Consider the following 17,161-nt stretch of genomic DNA (forward strand, 5'->3'; position numbering starts at 1 on the left):
CGGCGGGGGTCACCGGCGGTGCCGCGGTCCTGAGATCAGAGAGGGCTGCGTGTCGCGCAGCAGAAGCCGGGGTTGCGCGTGCCAGCCGGTGAGTTCCAGCAGCAGCCGCAGATGGCGCGGCGCCGGCCACAACGTCAGCACGTTGCCCTCCGGCAGCCGGTCGGCGGCGGCGACCAGGGCACGCAGGCAGCCGACGTCGACGAAGGTCAGGCCGCTCAGATCGACCTCGATGTCGTCGTCGCCGAAGCGGTCGAGCGCCCGGCGCAGGGAGGGCAGCACGGCGACGTCGAGGTCGCCCTCGATCCGCAGGCCCGCCCGGGCGGGCAGCAGGGTGAGACGCGCCGGCCGTCGGGCGAGCGCCGCGGCGGTGCCACTCGGGGCGGAGGCGTCGCCCTTGTCGTTCATGACGAGCCTTCCCCTCGGGTGGCCATGGGCGAGCGTCGCCGGCTCAAACGACGACCGGCAGGCTGCGATCCAGGCCGCTGGCGTGCAGCAGCCGGGTCAGATGCGGGCGGGGGCCGGTCAGCGCGAGGGTGATGCCGCGCTCCCGGGCCCGGTGCTGGACGCCGACCAGGACGCCGAGCCCGGAGGAGTCGCAGAACGACACCTGCGACACGTCCACGATGAGCGTGCTCGTGCTGTCGCGCATGGCGTTCAGCAGACGCTGGCGAAGCGCCTTGCTGGTGAAGATGTCGATCCGGCCGGACAGGTGGACGGTGGTGGCGGCGCGGGGTCCGGTCGCATCGAGGGGGGCGGTATCGGGAACGATCATGCGGTCATCCCATCGAAGAAGGAGAGGCCGAAGCCTGCCGGTGCTCCCCCGGGCGGCCGTGGCCGGCCGGGCACCGGCCTGTCTGTCGTCTGTCCGCGGTCCGTCAGTCGGCCGCGATGGAGAGGATGTCGTCCAGCCCGAGGCCGGCGGTGTCCCGGCCGGCCAGGCCGAGCGCGGTCGTGGCCGGACCCTCCGGAGTGCCCGGCGGGACGACCAGCAGGACCACCGGCTCGGCGCGCGCGAAGATCAGGGTGATCAGCCGGGGGTCGGTGTGCAGGAACCAGCCGACCCTGACCAGGCGCCCGCGTGCCGGGACCCGGCTCGGGATGTCGTCCCACGCGTCCTTGTACAGCCCGACGCGCAGCGTGACCCGGTCGAGCCGCAGGTCGACGGCGGCGATGAGCGCGGGCAGCTCTGCGGCGGCGTCGCGCGAGCGGGGCCACCACACCCCGTCCACCACGGCGCGCCGGTTCAGCGCGGGATCGAGGCTGAGCCGCGGCGCGGATGCGGTCGCGCAGACCGTGGCAGGCTCGGCGTTCAGCGGCTTGAGATGGGAGAGGACGGTCGACGTCATGGTCGCCCTGACGGGGCCTCGCAAGGGGCCCAAAGCGCTGGTTCGCCGCGGGCGACGCCGACCTGAGTGCCAACGCACGAAATGTCCTCGGTAACCCCAGTCTACCCCGCCCGCGTAAAGAACGACCCTCGGTCACCGAAGCGGAACGCAGGAGTGACCTCCGGAAACGCCGGCCGCCCGGCATGGCGGCCCATGCCGCCCGCCGCCGTTCACCCGCCGGCGGCCCCGTCCCGGCCCCAGAGACGTCCCCCGACGACCGCCGCCCCCAGCCCCCGGCCCCTCAAGCCCGGCGCGAATCCCGCCCGGGGCGGCAGGTCTGGAATAAGAACCCCCGGGAGTGGGTTATCGTCGTGTAGTCGATGTGGTCTGTGTCCCCCGGGCCGCAATTACCGCCTTCACGGAATACCGTTCGGCTGGAGCCGTGTTGTGCATCTCGCCGAGGAGGCGACCGCCACATCGACTCGACGAAGCGCCCCGCGGGTTCGCCCGCGGGGCGCTTCGTTCGTACAAACACCGGAACACTCCTTGTACGAGGATGTAGCACCCTGTAGTCCGGCGTAACACGAGTTTTCCACTCCGGGCCTTAGGGTGGGCACAGGTCGCCCGCGCACGGGACAACCCGCCTGCCGCGACCGCGCCGGGAGAGTCCGTCCACCGGGAGAGTCCGTGCTGTACCGCATCACGAAGACGATCAGCAGCCCTTTCCTGCGCCTGCTGTGGCGGCCCGAGGTCACCGGGGCCGCGAACGTCCCCCGGTCCGGGGCGGCCGTCCTCGCCTCCAACCACCTGTCGATCCTCGACTCGGTGTTCCTGCCGCTGATCCTGCCCAGGCAGGTCACGTTCGTGGCCAAGTCGGAGTACTTCACCGGCAACCGGCTGACCGCCATGTTCATGCGCGGCACCGGCCAGGTCGCGATCGACCGCGAGAGCGCCACGGCGGCGCGGACGATGCTCGACACGGCCGTGCGGGTGCTGGAGGCCGGCGAGCTGTTCGGCATCTATCCCGAGGGCACGCGCTCGCCCGACGGGCGGCTCTACCGGGGCAAGGTCGGCGTCGCCTGGCTGTCGCTCACCGCGGGCGTGCCGGTGATCCCGGTGGCGATGGTCAACACCGACCGCGTCCTGCCGCCCGGGGCCGCCGTGCCGCGGCTCGCCAAGATCGGCGTCCGTATCGGCGAGCCGCTCACCTTCACCGGCGACGCCGGCAAGGCCAGGGACCGCCGGGCGGTCACCGACGAGGTGATGCGCGCGATCCAGGAGCTGTCGGGCCAGGAGTACGTGCCGTCGTACGCCGCCAGCAGGAAGGACGGAGCGAAGCGGGCCGCCTGAGGGGCCCGAGCAGCAAACCCCGCGAAACGGCCACGCTAGGCTCGTGGCGACATCGAGACACCGGGGGTATAAGCGTGCCGCGCGGCCGTATCATCGCGATCACGTCCGTCGCCGCCGTTCTGGTGGCGGGGGCCGCCGGCGGGGGCGCCTACTACGTCCTGCACACCAGGGGCAGCGCACAGGAGACGGCGAGCGCCTTCGCCGACGCCTGGGCCAGGGGCGACACCGCCGCCATGCGGGCGGCGCTCGCCGCGCCCGCGGCGGGGTTCGACACCGCCTACGACCGGCTCGCCAAGAGCCTGGGTGCCGAGAAGACCGCCGTCCGGCTGGGCTCGGTCACCCCCGACGGCGACGGCCGGGCCAAGGCCGCCTACACCACGACGCTGACGCTGAAGAACCTGGGCGACTGGACCTACACCGGGTCCCTGGACCTGGTGGTCAAGGAACGGCACTGGAAGGTCGCCTGGACGCCCCGCGCGGTCCACCCGGCGCTGGACGGCACCACCAGCCTGGCGGTGCGGTTCCGCTGGCCCGAACGCGCGGCCATACAGGACAGCGGCGGCAGGCGCATCGACGAGGGCGGTGCGGGGCCCTCGGTCGAGCAGATCGTCGGATCCCTGGGCAAGGCCACCGCCAAGCAGGCCGCGAAGCTGGGGTGGCCGTACAAGCGCGGCGACACGATCGGCGTGGCCGGGCTGCAGCAGTCGTTCCAGAAGAAGCTCGCGGGCGTCCCCGCGGCCGAGATCCAGGTGGTGGACGCCGACGGCGAGCCCGTGCGCACTCTGAAGACGATCGAGGGCTCCCCCGGCGCCGACGTGCGCACGAGCCTCGACCCGCGTGTGCAGGAGGCGGCCGTGTCGACCGTCGGCGGCGTGTCCAAGCCGGCCTCCATGGTGGCGATCCGCCACTCGACCGGCGAGATCGTCGCCGTCGCCGACAACCGCGGCGGCTTCAGCCGGGCCCTGAACGGCCGCTACCCGCCCGGGTCGACGTTCAAGACGGTCACCGCCGCCGCCCTGCTGGCCGAAGGCGTCACCGCCGGGCAGAAGGTCACCTGCCCCAAGGACGCCAACGTGGGCGGGCTGCGCGTGCGCAACTCCGAGCACGCCGCGTACGGGTCGGTGTCGTTCCTGGAGAGCTTCGCGCACTCCTGCAACACGACCTTCGCCCCGCTCGCGGTACAGCGCCTTCAGGGCGGCAAGCTGCACCAGATGGCCTCGCGGCTGGGCTTCAACCACCCGCTCGGCATCGGGGTGCCCGTCGTGGCGGGCAGCATGCCGCAGCCCACCAGCCTGGCCGAGCTCGGCGCCGAGTCCTTCGGGCAGGCACGCATCACCGCCAGCCCGCTGGTGATGGCCTCGGTCGCCGCCGCCGTGGCGGACGGCACCTGGCGGCCGCCCACCCTGGTGGCCGGCCTCAAGCAGAAGGCACGACCGTACGAACTGCCCGAGCCGATGGCGCGGAGCCTGCGGTCGATGATGGCCGCTGTGGTGACCAGGGGGACGGCCGACAACGCCGGCCTTCCCAAGGGGACGTCCGGCAAGACCGGGACGGCCGAGTTCGGCACCGGCCCGGAGCTGGACTCCCACGCCTGGTTCATCGGGTTCCGCGGCGACCTGTCGTTCGCGGTCGTCGTCGAGGGGGGCGGGGGCGGCGGCAAGGTGGCGGCGCCCGTGGCCGCGCGCTTCCTGCGCGGCCTGGACGCCGTCTGAACCTCCGCCGGCCCGCCCGGCCCGCCCCTACATGGGCAGGGTGGCGTCGTGCTGGAACACCATGATCAGCAGGGTCGCGACCAGGGTGGCGATCAGCACCCAGCTCACCAGGATGATGATCGTCGACCTGCTGAGACGGCGCGGCGCCGGCTCTGGAAGGGCGGCGCGTTGTCGGTCGACCTCCTTGCGCTCCAGTTCCTCGTTGAACGACTCGAGTCGGGCGGCCAGTCGTGGGTCGTCGTCACACAGATATCGCTCGATCTGGGCAAGCACTCGCTGCTCGTCCTGCGACCAAGGCATGCCAAGCCTCCCGGCAACGCAAGTTATGTGCCGATGTTCCTCCCCACCCCTAAGATCGTTAGCCTTCTCCCATCGTGCTTTCTGCGGCGTGGTTCAGTTTGCGATCACCTTCGAAAACCTGTTCTAATCTGGCCCATGCGCTGGGACAACCTGCGCCTCGACGGCGAGCCGGCGGCCGCGGCCACCCCTCTGTTCGCCCGGGGCGCAATCGGCAGGACGTTTGACACCCCCGAGTTCCGGGGGGTGACCTTCTTCGAGCTGCACGCCCGGTCGATCATCAACCGCGTCCCGGGCGCCAGTCGCGTGCCGTTCCAGTGGACGATCAACCCCTACCGCGGGTGCACGCACGCCTGCACCTACTGCTTCGCCCGCAAGACGCACGAGTACCTCGACCTGGACGCCGGGCACGACTTCGACTCCAAGATCGTGGTGAAGGTCAACGCCGCCGAGCTGGTGCGCAAGGAGCTCGCCGCGCCGCGCTGGGGCGGGCACCCGATCGCGATGGGCACCAACGTCGACTGCTACCAGCGCGCCGAGGGCCGTTACCGGCTGATGCCGGGCGTCATCGCCGCGCTGCGCGACGCCGCCAACCCGTTCTCCATCCTCACCAAGGGCTCCATGATCCTGCGCGATCTCGACCTGCTGGCCGAGGCCGCGGAGGTCACCGACGTCGGCGTCTCACTGTCGGTCGGCTTCACCGACGAGGAGCTGTGGCGGTCGGTGGAGCCCGGCACCCCCCGCCCGGGCCGGCGGCTCGAGGTGTGCGCCGCCCTGAGGGGCCGCGGCCTGCCGTGCGGCGTGCTGATGGCGCCGATCCTGCCCTACCTCACCGACTCGCCGCGGGCGCTCGCCGGCACCGTCCGGCAGATCGCCGAGGCCGGCGCCACGCACGTCGTCCCCCTGGTGCTGCACCTGCGGCCGGGGGCCCGCGAGTGGTTCCTCACCTGGCTGGCGCGCGAGCACCCGAAGCTGGTCCCCCGCTACCGCGAGATGTACGGCCGGGGGGCCTACGCGCCGAAGGCCTACCAGGCCCGCATCACCCGCGAGGTCGAGGAGCTCGCCGCGCGGCACGGCGTGGGCCGGTCCTCACCGGCCGCCGCGCGCCGCCTCCGCCCGCCCGGCCCCGCCCCGCGGGCGGCCGCGCCCGAGCAGCTCACACTGCTCTGAATAACCCGAAAAGGCATATGGGTGATTGCCGCCGTAGATGGGTATTTAGAGCCGGTGATGCGGCTATATGGCGCATTTCTGCAATGTTCGTCTGATATTCAGGGGGAAATCATGGGGGAATCCCGGAAGAAGGCCGCCAAAACCACCGGCAAGGCCAAGAAGACGGCCGTCAAGGCCACGCGCGGCTCCAAGCAGGATAAACGCGAGGAGGACGACAAGCGTGCCGCCGGCCAGGAGGAGGCGCAGTAACCTGCCCTCGGGCCTGAACCCGGCCGCCCGGCAATGCGGCCGACATCACGTATAAACCGGTCATTCGGCTAGCATGACCAGGCACCCGGCCCTCCGGCCACCGAAACGGCGGGCACGCGCGGCGGCGTCCGTCGCCGGCTCGATCGCGTAACCGGATCCGCGGGCGCGACACCTCCGCGCGCCCGGCGCGATCCGGCCTCGACTCGGCGGCCCCGGGTGCCTGATCATAAGAGCCCCCGGCCCCCCGAATACGAGGATCGATGTCCGGCTACCTGCGTTTCCCCACGATCTTCGACGACGTGGTCGCCTTCGCCGCCGAGGACGACCTGTGGGCGGTGCCCGCCGGCGGAGGGCGCGCGTACCGGCTCACCGCCGGGGTGGCCGAGGCCGCCTACCCCCGCTTCTCCCCCGACGGCACCCGGCTGGCCTTCGTCGGGCGCGAGGAGGGCCCCGACGAGGTGTACGTGATGCCCTCGGAGGGCGGGGCCGCCGAGCGGCTGACCTACGAGGGGGCGAGCTGCACGGTCACCGCCTGGGATCCCGGCGGCGCGGTCGTCTACGCCGGCGACGCCGGCCAGCCGTTCGGCCGCTACCGCTGGCTGCACCGCGTCGGCGACGGCGGCGTCCCCGAACGCCTGCCGTACGGCCCGGCCAACACCATCTCCTACGGCCCCGGCGGGGCGATCGTCCTCGGGCGCAACACCGCCGACCCGGCGCGCTGGAAGCGCTACCGCGGCGGCACCGTCGGCGACCTGTGGGTCGACCGCGAGGGCGGCGGGGAGTTCGCCCGGTTGATCTCCCTGGCCGGCAACCTCGCCTCCCCCTGCTGGGTCGCGGAGCGCGTCTACTTCCTGTCCGACCACGAGGGCGTCGGCAACGTCTACTCCTGCACGCCCGAGGGCCACGACCTGCGCCGGCACACCGACCACGCCGACTACTACGCCCGCAACCTGTCCAGCGACGGGCGGCGGCTGGTGTACCACGCGGCGGCCTCGCTGTACGTGCTGGACCCCGCCGAGGGCGAGTCGCGCGCGGTGGAGGTCCGGCTGGGCAGCTCCCGCACCCAGCGCAACCGCCGCTTCGTCCCCGCCGCGCCCTACCTGGGCAGCGCCCGGCTCACCCCCGACGGCAGCGGCCTGGCGATCACCGCGCGCGGCAAGGCCTACTCCTTCGGCAACTGGGAGGGCCCGGTCCGCCAGCACGGCGAGCCCGACGGGGTGCGCCACCGCCTGCTCACCTGGCTGAGGGACGGCCGGCGCCTGGTCGCGGCCACCAGCGACGAAGGCGACCGCGAGGTCCTGGCCCTGCTGACGGCCGACGGCGCCGCCGGCCCGGTGCGCCTGGCCCACCTGGACACCGGGCGGGCGACCGCCCTTGAGGTGTCGCCCGCCGACGACCGGGTCGCGGTGACCAACCACCGCAACGAGCTGCTGCTGGTCGACCTGTCGGGCGGCGCCGACGGCGCCACGCTGACCGTCGTCGACCGCAGCCCGTTCGGCGCCATCGAGGACCCCGTCTGGTCGCCCGCGGGCGACTGGCTCGCCTACACCTGCCCCGACACCCCGCAGACCACCGCGATCAAGCTCTGCCGGGTGGCGACCGGCGAGACCCACCAGGTCACGCGCCCGGTGCTGCGCGACTCCGGGCCCGCCTTCGACCCCGGGGGGAGATACCTCTACTTCGTGGGCCAGCGGGTCTTCAACCCCGTGCACGACTCCCTGCAGTTCGACCTGGGCTTCCCGCTCGGCGGCCGCCCGTACGCCGTCACGCTCCGGCACGACGTCGGCTCGCCGTTCGTCCCGGTGCCCAGGCCGCTGTCCGCCGAGGACGGCCCGCGCAAGGACGACAAGGACGACAAGGACGGCGAAGACCACGACGGCGGCGAGGCGCCCGGCATGGAGGCGGCCGGCGCCGGGCACGAGGGCGACGACGCCGGCGAGACGGGCGCGCCCGCGGAAGGCACGGCCACGGGCGGCGCGGCCACGGGCGGCGACGCCGGCGGGCCCGGCGGCGCCCTGGTGATCGACCTCGACGGCATCGAGCGCCGCGTCGTCGCCTTCCCCGTCCCCGAGGGCCGCTACGACCGCGTCGCCGGCCTGAAGGACAAGGTCCTGTTCACCTGCCACCCGGTGGCCGGCAGCCGCGGCGACGAGTACGCCGACCCGGTGTCGGGCACGCTGAAGGCCTACGACCTGCGCCGTCACAAGTGCGAGACGCTGGCCTCCGACGTGAGCGACTTCCGCGTCGGCCAGGACGGCACGACGCTGCTCTACCGTTCGGGGCATCGCCTGCGGGTGGTCAAGGCGACCGAGCCGGTCCCCGACGACGACGCCGCCACCCGGTCAGGCGGCTGGATCGACCTCGACCGCGTCAAGGTGTCGGTCTCCCCCGCGGCCGAGTGGCGGCAGATGTTCCGCGAGGCCTGGCGCCTGCAGCGGGAGAACTTCTGGGTGGAGGACATGGCGGGCGTCGACTGGGACGGCGTCTACGACCGCTATCTGCCGCTGGTCGACCGCGTCACGACACGCGGCGAGTTCTCCGACCTGCTGTGGGAGCTGCTCGGCGAGCTCGGCACCTCCCACGCCTACGAGATGGGCGGCGAGTACCGCAGCCGCCCGCACTACGGGCAGGGCCTGCTGGGCGTCGACTGGGCGCGCGAGGGCGGCCTGCACACCATCGCGGGCATCGTCGCGGGCGACCACTGGGACCCCGACGCGACCTCACCGCTCAACCGTCCCGGTCTCGACGTACGCGTGGGCGACGCCGTGGTGGCGATCAACGGCCAGCCCACCGCGCCGCCCTCCGGCCCGGCCCGGCTCCTGGTCAACCAGGCGGGCGAGGAGGTCGAGCTGACGATCAGGCGCGGCAACGGGCCGTCCAGGACGGTCACCGTCAAGGCGCTCGCGGACGAGCGGCCCGCACGCTACCGCGACTGGGTGGAGCGCAACCGGGCCCGCACGCACGAGCGCGGCGGCGGCAGGCTCGGCTACCTGCACATCCCCGACATGGGGCCGGACGGCTACGCCGAGTTCCACCGGGGCTTCCTCGCCGAGTACGACCGCGAGGGCCTGGTGGTGGACGTCCGCTTCAACGGCGGCGGCAACGTCTCGGGCCTGCTGCTGCAGAAGCTCGCCCGCCGGCGCCTGGGCTACGACTACCCCCGCTGGGGCGTGCCGTACCCCTACCCGGCCGAGTCGCCGCGCGGCGTGCTCGTGGCCGTCACCAACGAGTGGGCGGGCTCCGACGGCGACATCTTCAGCCACACCTTCAAACTGCTCGGGCTCGGACCGCTGGTCGGCAAGCGCACCTGGGGCGGCGTCATCGGCATCTGGCCGCGCCACCGGCTGGCCGACGGCACCGTGACCACGCAGCCGGAGTTCTCCTTCGCCTTCGACGACGTGGGGTGGCGGGTGGAGAACTACGGCACCGACCCCGACGTGGAGGTGGACATCACGCCGCAGGAGTACGCGCGGGGCCTGGACACCCAGCTGGAGCGGGCGATCGACATCGCGCTGGAGCGTCTCGCCGAGCACCCCGCGCACGCCCCGAACCCGGCCGCCCGTCCGCGCCTCACTGCGCCCCCTCTGCCGCCCCGCCGCTGACCGCCGCCCCCGGCTCGTGGGAGGCCGCCGCCGGGCCGGCGTCGCCGGAGCCGGCCGGCCCCGGGGCACGGGACTCCGCCGGCCCGGGGGCGTGGGAGCCGCTCGCCGCCGGCCCAGGGTCGCGTGAGGCCGCCGCCGGCCCAGGGTCGCGTGAGGCCGCCGCCGGCCCGGGGTCGCGTGAGCCGTAGGCGGCCAGCCGCGCGGCCAGGGCCGTCACCTCCCGCCGCAGGGCGTCGGGCGAGAGCACGGTGAAGGGCCACCCCAGCCCGGCGAGCATCGCGGCCATGCCGTCGAGCCGGTCGGCGCGCCCGGTCATCAGCACGCCCTCCCCGGTCTCCTCCAGCGCGGCCACCGAGGGGGGCAGCCGCCGCCGGGCGTCCGCCAGGGTCGTCTCCAGGAGCACCCTGACCTCGTGCCGGTAGGGCACGGCCGACAGCGAGGCGAGCACGTGGGCGACCGGGTCGAACGCGCCGGGATCGGCGAAGCCCCCGGCGAGCGTCTCGGCCGAGCCGACCCGGTCGAGCCGGAACGTGCGGATCTCCCCCTTGGCCACGTCGAGCCCGGTGACGTACCAGCGGCCCGAGTGGAACACCAGGCCGTACGGGGCGAGCTCCCGGTCGCTGTCGCGCCCCTGCCACGACCGGTAGCGCAGGCGCACCAGCCGCCGGCGCCGGGCGGCGTCGGCCAGCGTGAGCAGGGCGCCGGCGGCCGGGCGCGGCGCCTCGGCCGCCCGGGAGGTGTGCTCCACGGTGTCGGCGACCGCCTCCACCCGCTCGCGCAGCGCCGCCGGGAGCACCCGGCGGATCTTGGCCAGGGCGCTCTCGGTGGCCTCCTCCCCCACCGCGAGCCCGGTGCGCCGCCCCGCGAGCAGGCCGAGCACCACGGCCGCCGCCTCGTCCTCGCCGAACATCAGCGGCGGCAGCTTGTACCCGGGCAGCAGCCGGTAGCCGCCGTAGCGCCCGCGGCCGGCCTCGACCGGGACGCCCAGCTCGGTCAGCCGCGCGGCGTACCTCCGGATGGTCCGCTCGTCGACCGACAGCCGCCGGGCGAGCTCGGCGCCCGTGAGCCCCGGCCGGGCCTGGAGCAGCTCCAGCAGGGTCAGCACCCGGGTCACGGGATGCGGCATGAGAAACCTCTTGTCATCCGGACCTGTTCTGTCCGGATGCGATCCTACGCTGGGCCGCGGCACCTGAGATCGGCACTACCAATGGAGCGATCATGAGCACCTTCGTCCTGGTTCCGGGATTCTGGCTGGGCGGCTGGGCCTGGGACGGCGTGGCCGTCCCGCTGCGGGCCGCCGGGCACGACGTCCACGCGGTCACCCTGACCGGCCTGGGCGACCTCGCCCACCTCGGCACCCCCGCGACGAACGTCGACACCCACGTCGAGGACATCGTCGCCATGATCACCGGCCGCGACCTGTGTGACGTCGTGCTCGTCGCGCACAGCGGCGGCGGCGTCGCGGCCACCGGCGCGGCCGGCCGGGTCGCCGGGCGGATCGCGTCGATCGTCTACCTGGACAGCGGCCCGCTGGCCGACGGCGTGGCGCAGCTCGACCTGTACCCGCCGGAGGGGCGGGCCTACGTCGAGGCGCACCTCACGGACGGCTGGCGCTACGAGCCGCCGACGTGGGAGGAGCAGGAGACGCTGGGCGCGAGCACGCTGGGCCTGACCGAGCGGGACAAGGCGGCGATCGCGGCGCGGATGACCCCCCAGCCCTACGGCACCCTCACCCAGGCGGCACGGGGCGCCGAGGAGGCGGCGAAGCTGCCGAAGACCCTGGTGGCCTGCTCGTTCTCCCTGGAGGATGTCAGAGGGCTGATCGAGGGCGGGCACCCGATGTTCGCGGCGCTCACCGGACCGGAGTGGACGTTTCTGGAGCTGCCGACCGGCCACTGGCCGATGTTCTCCCGCCCGGAGGACGTGGCGGCACTGCTCGACTCCTTTACAAAGTAGATCACTGCTGACGGACCGGAGCCGCCGACTCCTGGGCCAGCGGCTCCGGCGCCGTCACGCCGGGCTCCCACGGGAAGCCGGCCCCGAACGTCGCGCGGGCGATCACCGCCTGGCCGTCGGCGTTGGGATGGAAGAAGTCCCACTTGCTGACGTGCTTCAGGGTGAACGGGTAGGAGAACACCGCCCCGCCGTCGTACCGGCACCCGGGCCCGTACGCGGCACACGCGCTCGCCATCGCCGCGTTGTAGTCCTGGACGCGCTCCCTCACGCGGTCCCTGCGGGCCTGGTCCTTCTTGGCGGTGGAGCCGGGGTTGGCGAGCATCGACTGGCAGATGCGGCCGATCGTCCAGAACGACTTGGCCAGCACGTTCTCCCGGCCCACCCGCCACAGGCGCTTGACGTCGGGGATGCTGGCGGCGAAGACCTTGGTGCCCGTGCGGGCCAGCACGGCGAACGCGCGGTCGACGCGCGTGCGGTAGGTCGACACCGGGGTCATGGCGTCGGCGGTGGAGGTGCAGGCGTCCTGGGCGCCGATGAGCACCGTGACGTAGCCGGCGCCGGCCGCCACCGCCTTCTCGGCCTGGGCGGCGAGGTCGGCGCTGGTGGACCCCGGGACGGCGAAGTTGCGGTTGTGTCCCTTGACGGACGGGCCGATCGCGAGCAGGCGCAGGTAGTGGCTGTCGACGCCGGGGTTGTCCCCCGCCGACCAGGAACGGGAGGTGCAGGAGACGTACCAGCCGCAGGCGTTGAAGCCCGCGCTGATCGAGTCGCCGAGCGCCGCCATGACCCGGGGTACCGGCTCGGCCGCGGTCGCGGCGGCCGTTCCGGACGTCCACACCACTGCCGCGGCGAGAACGAACGCGATCCTTCCGACCATGCCCACCTCCATCGGGATGCGATCGATCCCTTGAGGAGAGATCGGGAACCAAAGGTAGGGACCGGCGAGGGCCCGCTCTATTACCTGCGAGCGAGGCGTTGCTACCGTTGACCAGATTCCTATCGGGGCTTGACATGCCATGACACGTGTGTAGACGCCCTTGGTGCCGGATCACGCGGCGCGGGCGGGGCTGTGAGGGGCGGACCCGATATCGAACGCGTTCAGTTTCCGCATAAGGTGGGCAGGGTGAGTGTCGCGCTCGGGATAACCCGCCCCCCGCTGGTTCGCACCATCCCCGTCCACCACCCGGAAGACCTGATCGCGCGACTGCCGCAGGCCCCGCCGTACGCCTGGGTCCACCAGGGCGAGGGCCTGGTGGCGTGGGGCGAGGCCGCGCGGGTGACCGTCCCGCCGGGGCCCGGGCGCTTCGACTGGGCCCGCCGGTGGCTGGCCACGGTGTTCGGCGAGACCCGCATCGACGACGACGTGCACGTGCCGGGGTCGGGCCCGGTCGCGTTCGGGTCGTTCACCTTCGACCCCGAAAGCCACGGCTCGGTGCTCACCGTCCCGCGCGTGGTGCTCGGCCGCAGGAACGGACGCGCCTGGCTGACCACGGTCGGCGAGCCGCCCATCGACCTGATGTCGCCCGCCCGGCCGCCCGGCAGGGTCGTGTACGCCGACGGGTCGCTCACCGCCCCGGCGTGGCAGCACGCCGTCGCGCGCGCGGTTCAGGAGATCAGGTCGGGCCGCCTGGAGAAGACCGTGCTGGCCCGCGACCTGGTCGCCACGGCCGAGCGCGACATCGACGTCCGCGTGCTGCTCGACCGGCTGGCCCGCGCCTACCCCGAGTGCTACACCTTCTCGTGCGCCGGCCTGGTCGGCGCCACACCCGAGCTGCTGGTGCGGCACACCGGCCAGTCCATCGAGTCGCTGGTGCTCGCGGGCACGACGGCCAGGGGCGCCGGCGCCGCGCAGGACACGGCCCGGGGGGCGGCGCTGCTGGCCTCGGGCAAGGACCGCCACGAGCACGCCTGCGCGGTGGCCTCGGTGCGCGAGGCCCTGACTCCGCTGTGCTCGACGCTGACCATCCCCGACGAGCCGGAGCTGCTGTCGCTGCCCAACGTCCAGCATCTGGCCAGCCGGGTGCGGGGCCGTCTGGCCGACGGCGCCTCCGTGCTGGACGTGGTGGCGGCCATGCACCCCACGGCGGCGGTCGGCGGCACGCCTACCGGCGTCGCGCTGGAGGTGATCCGCGAGCTGGAGGGCATGGACCGCGGCGGCTACGCGGGCCCGGTCGGGTGGATCGACGCCCGCGGGGACGGCGAGTGGGGCATCGCGCTGCGCTGCGCCCAGGTGCGGGGCCGCAGGGCGCGGCTGTTCGCCGGGTGCGGCATCATGGGCCGCTCCGACCCGGCGGCCGAGCTGGCCGAGGCCCAGGCCAAGTTCCGCGTGATGCGGTACGCCCTGGAGGGCTGAGCCTTCCCGGCCTGCGGGAGCCGCCCGGGCGGCACGCGCCGGCGGCCCGCGGGTCCGCCCCGAGCCGCCGGAGGCGTCCGGGCCGCCCGGCCCCGGCCGTCGGCAGGCTCAGGCGCGGTGACCGGCCGAGGTCAGCGCTCGGGCGTCACCCCGGCTCCGGCCGGGCCGTCGCGGCCCAGCTCGTGGGCGAGCTGGTCGAGCTCGGCGCCGCCAGCCATCAGCGAGGTCAGCTCGTCGCGGGTGATGTCGGCCTTGGCGAACTCCCCCAGGCTGGTGCCGCGGTTGAGCACCAGGAAGCGGTCGCCCACCGGGAACGCGTGGTGCGGGTTGTGTGTGATGAACACCACCCCGAGCCCCCGGTCGCGCGCCCTGGCGATGTAGCGCAGCACCACACCGGCCTGCTTGACGCCGAGCGCGGAGGTCGGCTCGTCGAGGATCAGGGCGCGGGCGCCGAAGTGCACCGCCCGCGCGATCGCCACCGACTGCCGCTCGCCGCCCGACAGCGTGCCCACCGGCTGGTCGACGTCCCTGATGTCGATGCCCATGTCGAGCAGCTCGCGCCGGGCGACGTCCTTGGCCCTGGCCACGTCCAAGCGGCGCGGCCGGCCGGTGACCGGCTCGGAGCCGAGGAAGAAGTTCCGCCACACCGACATCAGCGGGATCATCGCGAGGTCCTGGTAGACCGTGGCGATGCCGCGGTCGAGGGCCTCGCGCGGGCCGCCGAGCCGGACCGGGGCGCCGTCCACCAGGTACTCGCCGCGGTCCTGGACGTGCACCCCCGACAAGATCTTGATGAGCGTGGACTTGCCGGCCCCGTTGTCGCCGAGCACGCAGGTGACCTCACCTGAGTTGACCAGCATCGACACGTCCCTCAGCGCGATCACGCTGCCGAAGGACTTCCCGACGTCGCGGGTCTGCAGCAGCGGCGTGCTCACCGGCGCACCTCCTCGGCGTAGCGGCGGACCAGGCGGTTGGCGAGGGTGGCCAGCAGCAGCATCCCGCCGAGGAAGAACTTGAACCAGTCGGCGTCCCACCCGGCGAACACGATGCCCTTGTCGGCCATCCCGAAGATGACCGCGCCGATGGACGCCCCGATCGCCGAGCCGTACCCCCCGGTCAGCAGGCACCCGCCGATCACGGCGGCGATGATGTAGATGAACTCCTGGCCGATGCCCACGTTGGCCTGCACCGAGCTGAACCGCAGCGCGAGGATCGAGCCGACCAGCCAGGCGGCGACCGCCGTGGTCATGAACAGCGCGATCTTGGTGCGGGCCGCGGGCACGCCGACCGCGCGGGCCGCCTGCTCGTTCCCGCCGACCGCGAAGATCCAGTTGCCGGCCCTGGTGCGCATCAGGACCCAGGTGGCCAGGGCCGTCACCCCCAGCCACCAGAAGATCGCGACCCGGAAGTCGACCCCGCCGACCGTCACCGACCCGGCGAACAGCGCCCGGGCGCTCTCGTACCCCTCCACCCGCCTGAGCCCGCCGACCTGCACGGTGCCGGTGAGTGCCTTGGTGACGCCGAGGTTCAGCCCCTGGAGCATCAGGAACGTGCCCAGGGTGACGATGAAGCTGGGCAGCCTCGTGCGGACCACCAGCAGGCCGTTGACGAAGCCCACGGCCAGCGCGAGCACCAGCCCGGCGAGCATGGCCGTCCAGACGTCCAGGCCGTACCGGGTGGCGAGCGTGACCACGACCAGGCCGGTCGTGCCCGTCAGCACGCCGGCGGACAGGTCGAACTCCCCGCCGATCATGAGCAGGGCGATCGCGACGGCCATGATGCCCAGCGTGGAGGCCGGGTCGAGCCAGTTGGCGACGCCTTCGGCCGAGCGGAAGACCGCCGACTGCGAGGAGAAGAACGCGAAGACGGCCACGGCTCCGACGACCGAGCCGAGCTCGGGCCGGATCAGCAGGCGCCGGACCCACCCGGCGCCCGCGACCCGTTCGTCGGCGGTGACGCTCGTCACCGGGTGCCGCTCTGCGCGAGCTTGGCGACCTGCTGCGCGTTCTCCTTGGTGACGAAGCCGGGGCCGGTGTTGACGGGAAGCCCGCCGCCCACGGTGTTCAGGTTCTTCCTGTACAGCTCCAGGAAGGTGATGGGCAGCCATCCCTGCAGGTACTGCTGCTGGTCGACCGCGAACAGGATCTCGTCGGCCCCGATGGCGTCGACGACGTCGGCCGACAGGTCGAAGGTGGCGAGCTTGGCCTTGGACCCGCCGTCGGCGATGGCGTCACGGGCGGCGACGGCCACCGCGGGGTTCAGCGTGAGCACGCCGTCGACGGAGGCGTCCGCCTGGAGCTTGGCCTTGATCTTGGAGGTCGCGTCGGCGAGGTTGCTGACGTCCACCTGGAGCCGCTCGACGGTGCCGCCGAGCGTGGCGGTGGCGCCGTTGCACCGCTGGTCGAGGCCGACGTTGCCGGCCTCGTGGATGACGCACAGGAGCTTGGTGACACCCTCGGCCTTGAGCTTCTCCCCCGCGCCGCGCCCCGCGACCTCCTCGGACTGCCCGACGTGGGTGATCGCGCCGAACTCCTTGGACTCGGCGGCGCCGGAGTTGACGGTGACCACCGGGATGCCGGCCGACACGGCCTTGGTGATCGACTCGCGCAGCGCGTCCGGGTTGGCCATCGAGACCACCACGCCGTCGACCTTCTGGCTGATCGCCTGGTCGAGGAGCTGCGCCTGCTTGGCGGGGTCGCCGTCGCCCTGGTAGGTCACCGTGGCGCCGTACTGCTTGCCCGCCGCCTCGGCTCCGTTCTTGACGACGTCCCAGAAGGAGTCGCCCGGCGCGCCGTGGGTGATGACGGCGAAGGTGCCTCCGTCGCCGCCCGCCTCAGCCCCGGCGGCCGGGGCCGCCGACGCGCCGCCTGCCGCGCCGCCCTGGCCGTTGCTCGAACATCCGCCCAGCACCAGCGCGCCCAGCACCGCCGCCGTCATCAACCGCGTGATTCGCTTCATGGACACCTCTCCCGTGCCGCCCCGGGGACGGATCGGCCGCATGTCAGGTTTGTAACCTCAGGTAACCCCCCTGTCAATTGTTTGTCGTGACATTCTGATGTACGGGCTACTTTGGCCGGGATGTCCGGACATCTTGACGTGGTTCCGCCGACCCGGGTCATCGGGCATGGGAAGGGCCCGGCGAGAGGG

The 17,161-nt window shown here is 73.2% G+C and carries 16 protein-coding genes; 7 read left to right on the top strand and 9 right to left on the bottom strand.

The genetic code is table 11. The features are described from left to right. Positions 1–9 precede the first annotated feature (9 nt). The 3 genes from PYR91_RS12175 to PYR91_RS12185 all read right to left on the bottom strand — a co-directional run bounded on the left by PYR91_RS12175 (position 10) and on the right by PYR91_RS12185 (position 1,346). Positions 10–405 (bottom strand): STAS domain-containing protein, encoded by a 396-nt coding sequence (locus tag PYR91_RS12175; RefSeq protein WP_279779727.1) that lies wholly within the window; start codon positions 403–405, stop codon positions 10–12. A gap of 43 nt (positions 406–448) precedes the next feature. After that, positions 449–772, bottom strand: a complete 324-nt coding sequence (locus tag PYR91_RS12180; protein WP_279779729.1) for an STAS domain-containing protein — start codon at positions 770–772, stop codon at positions 449–451. Between the two features lie 103 nt (positions 773–875). Continuing rightward, positions 876–1,346 (bottom strand): DUF5994 family protein, encoded by a 471-nt coding sequence (locus tag PYR91_RS12185; protein WP_279779730.1) that lies wholly within the window; start codon positions 1,344–1,346, stop codon positions 876–878. 666 nt (positions 1,347–2,012) lie between these two features. On the opposite strand from PYR91_RS12185, the gene PYR91_RS12190 reads away from it, so the two are divergent. Next, the gene (locus tag PYR91_RS12190) at positions 2,013–2,675 is read left to right on the top strand and encodes a lysophospholipid acyltransferase family protein (protein ID WP_279779731.1); all 663 of its coding nucleotides are present in this window, start codon (positions 2,013–2,015) and stop codon (positions 2,673–2,675) included. Positions 2,676–2,749: 74 nt separating this feature from the next. Continuing rightward, positions 2,750–4,387 (top strand): penicillin-binding transpeptidase domain-containing protein, encoded by a 1,638-nt coding sequence (locus PYR91_RS12195; RefSeq protein WP_279779732.1) that lies wholly within the window; start codon positions 2,750–2,752, stop codon positions 4,385–4,387. 27 nt (positions 4,388–4,414) lie between these two features. On the opposite strand, the gene PYR91_RS12200 is transcribed toward PYR91_RS12195, so the two are convergent. Beyond that, entirely contained in the window at positions 4,415–4,687 is a 273-nt protein-coding gene (locus PYR91_RS12200; protein ID WP_279779734.1) for a DUF3040 domain-containing protein, read from the bottom strand. Positions 4,688–4,822: 135 nt separating this feature from the next. Between PYR91_RS12200 and PYR91_RS12205 the strand changes: the two genes are divergently transcribed. The 3 genes from PYR91_RS12205 to PYR91_RS12215 all read left to right on the top strand — a co-directional run bounded on the left by PYR91_RS12205 (position 4,823) and on the right by PYR91_RS12215 (position 9,705). Next, positions 4,823–5,854 carry an Rv2578c family radical SAM protein gene (locus tag PYR91_RS12205; protein ID WP_279779735.1) on the top strand — a complete coding sequence of 344 codons (1,032 nt, stop codon included), beginning with the start codon at positions 4,823–4,825 and terminating at the stop codon, positions 5,852–5,854. A gap of 111 nt (positions 5,855–5,965) precedes the next feature. Further along, on the top strand, positions 5,966–6,103 hold the full coding sequence (locus PYR91_RS12210; protein ID WP_279779736.1) for a hypothetical protein: 138 nt from the start codon (positions 5,966–5,968) through the stop codon (positions 6,101–6,103). A 260-nt stretch (positions 6,104–6,363) separates the two neighbouring features. Next, entirely contained in the window at positions 6,364–9,705 is a 3,342-nt protein-coding gene (locus PYR91_RS12215; protein ID WP_279779737.1) for a S41 family peptidase, read from the top strand. Here PYR91_RS12215 and PYR91_RS12220 read toward each other — a convergent pair. After that, positions 9,674–10,831: a YafY family protein gene (locus PYR91_RS12220; RefSeq protein WP_279779739.1), complete on the bottom strand. Its 1,158-nt coding sequence runs from the start codon at positions 10,829–10,831 to the stop codon at positions 9,674–9,676. The two genes, PYR91_RS12215 and PYR91_RS12220, sit on opposite strands and share 32 nt — an antisense overlap. 92 nt (positions 10,832–10,923) lie before the next feature. On the opposite strand from PYR91_RS12220, the gene PYR91_RS12225 reads away from it, so the two are divergent. Further along, on the top strand, positions 10,924–11,661 hold the full coding sequence (locus tag PYR91_RS12225; RefSeq protein ID WP_279779741.1) for an alpha/beta hydrolase: 738 nt from the start codon (positions 10,924–10,926) through the stop codon (positions 11,659–11,661). 1 nt (position 11,662) lies between these two features. On the opposite strand, the gene PYR91_RS12230 is transcribed toward PYR91_RS12225, so the two are convergent. Then, complete coding sequence (locus PYR91_RS12230) at positions 11,663–12,538, bottom strand: GDSL-type esterase/lipase family protein (RefSeq protein WP_279779743.1); 876 nt, start codon at positions 12,536–12,538, stop codon at positions 11,663–11,665. A 246-nt stretch (positions 12,539–12,784) separates the two neighbouring features. On the opposite strand from PYR91_RS12230, the gene PYR91_RS12235 reads away from it, so the two are divergent. After that, entirely contained in the window at positions 12,785–14,014 is a 1,230-nt protein-coding gene (locus PYR91_RS12235; RefSeq protein ID WP_279779745.1) for an isochorismate synthase, read from the top strand. Between the two features lie 131 nt (positions 14,015–14,145). On the opposite strand, the gene PYR91_RS12240 is transcribed toward PYR91_RS12235, so the two are convergent. From PYR91_RS12240 to PYR91_RS12250, 3 genes are read right to left on the bottom strand one after another with little or no spacing between them, the layout of a single operon-like run. Beyond that, positions 14,146–14,949, bottom strand: a complete 804-nt coding sequence (locus PYR91_RS12240) for an ATP-binding cassette domain-containing protein (protein WP_279779746.1) — start codon at positions 14,947–14,949, stop codon at positions 14,146–14,148. Next, entirely contained in the window at positions 14,946–15,980 is a 1,035-nt protein-coding gene (locus PYR91_RS12245) for an ABC transporter permease (protein WP_279779747.1), read from the bottom strand. Before PYR91_RS12245 ends, PYR91_RS12240 begins: the two co-directional genes overlap by 4 nt. After that, complete coding sequence (locus tag PYR91_RS12250) at positions 15,977–16,972, bottom strand: sugar ABC transporter substrate-binding protein (RefSeq protein ID WP_279779748.1); 996 nt, start codon at positions 16,970–16,972, stop codon at positions 15,977–15,979. Before PYR91_RS12250 ends, PYR91_RS12245 begins: the two co-directional genes overlap by 4 nt. Between the last annotated feature and the right edge of the window lie 189 nt (positions 16,973–17,161).

Origin of the sequence: Sphaerisporangium sp. TRM90804 (assembly GCF_029846175.1) — a bacterium.
GTDB lineage: Bacteria > Actinomycetota > Actinomycetes > Streptosporangiales > Streptosporangiaceae > Sphaerisporangium.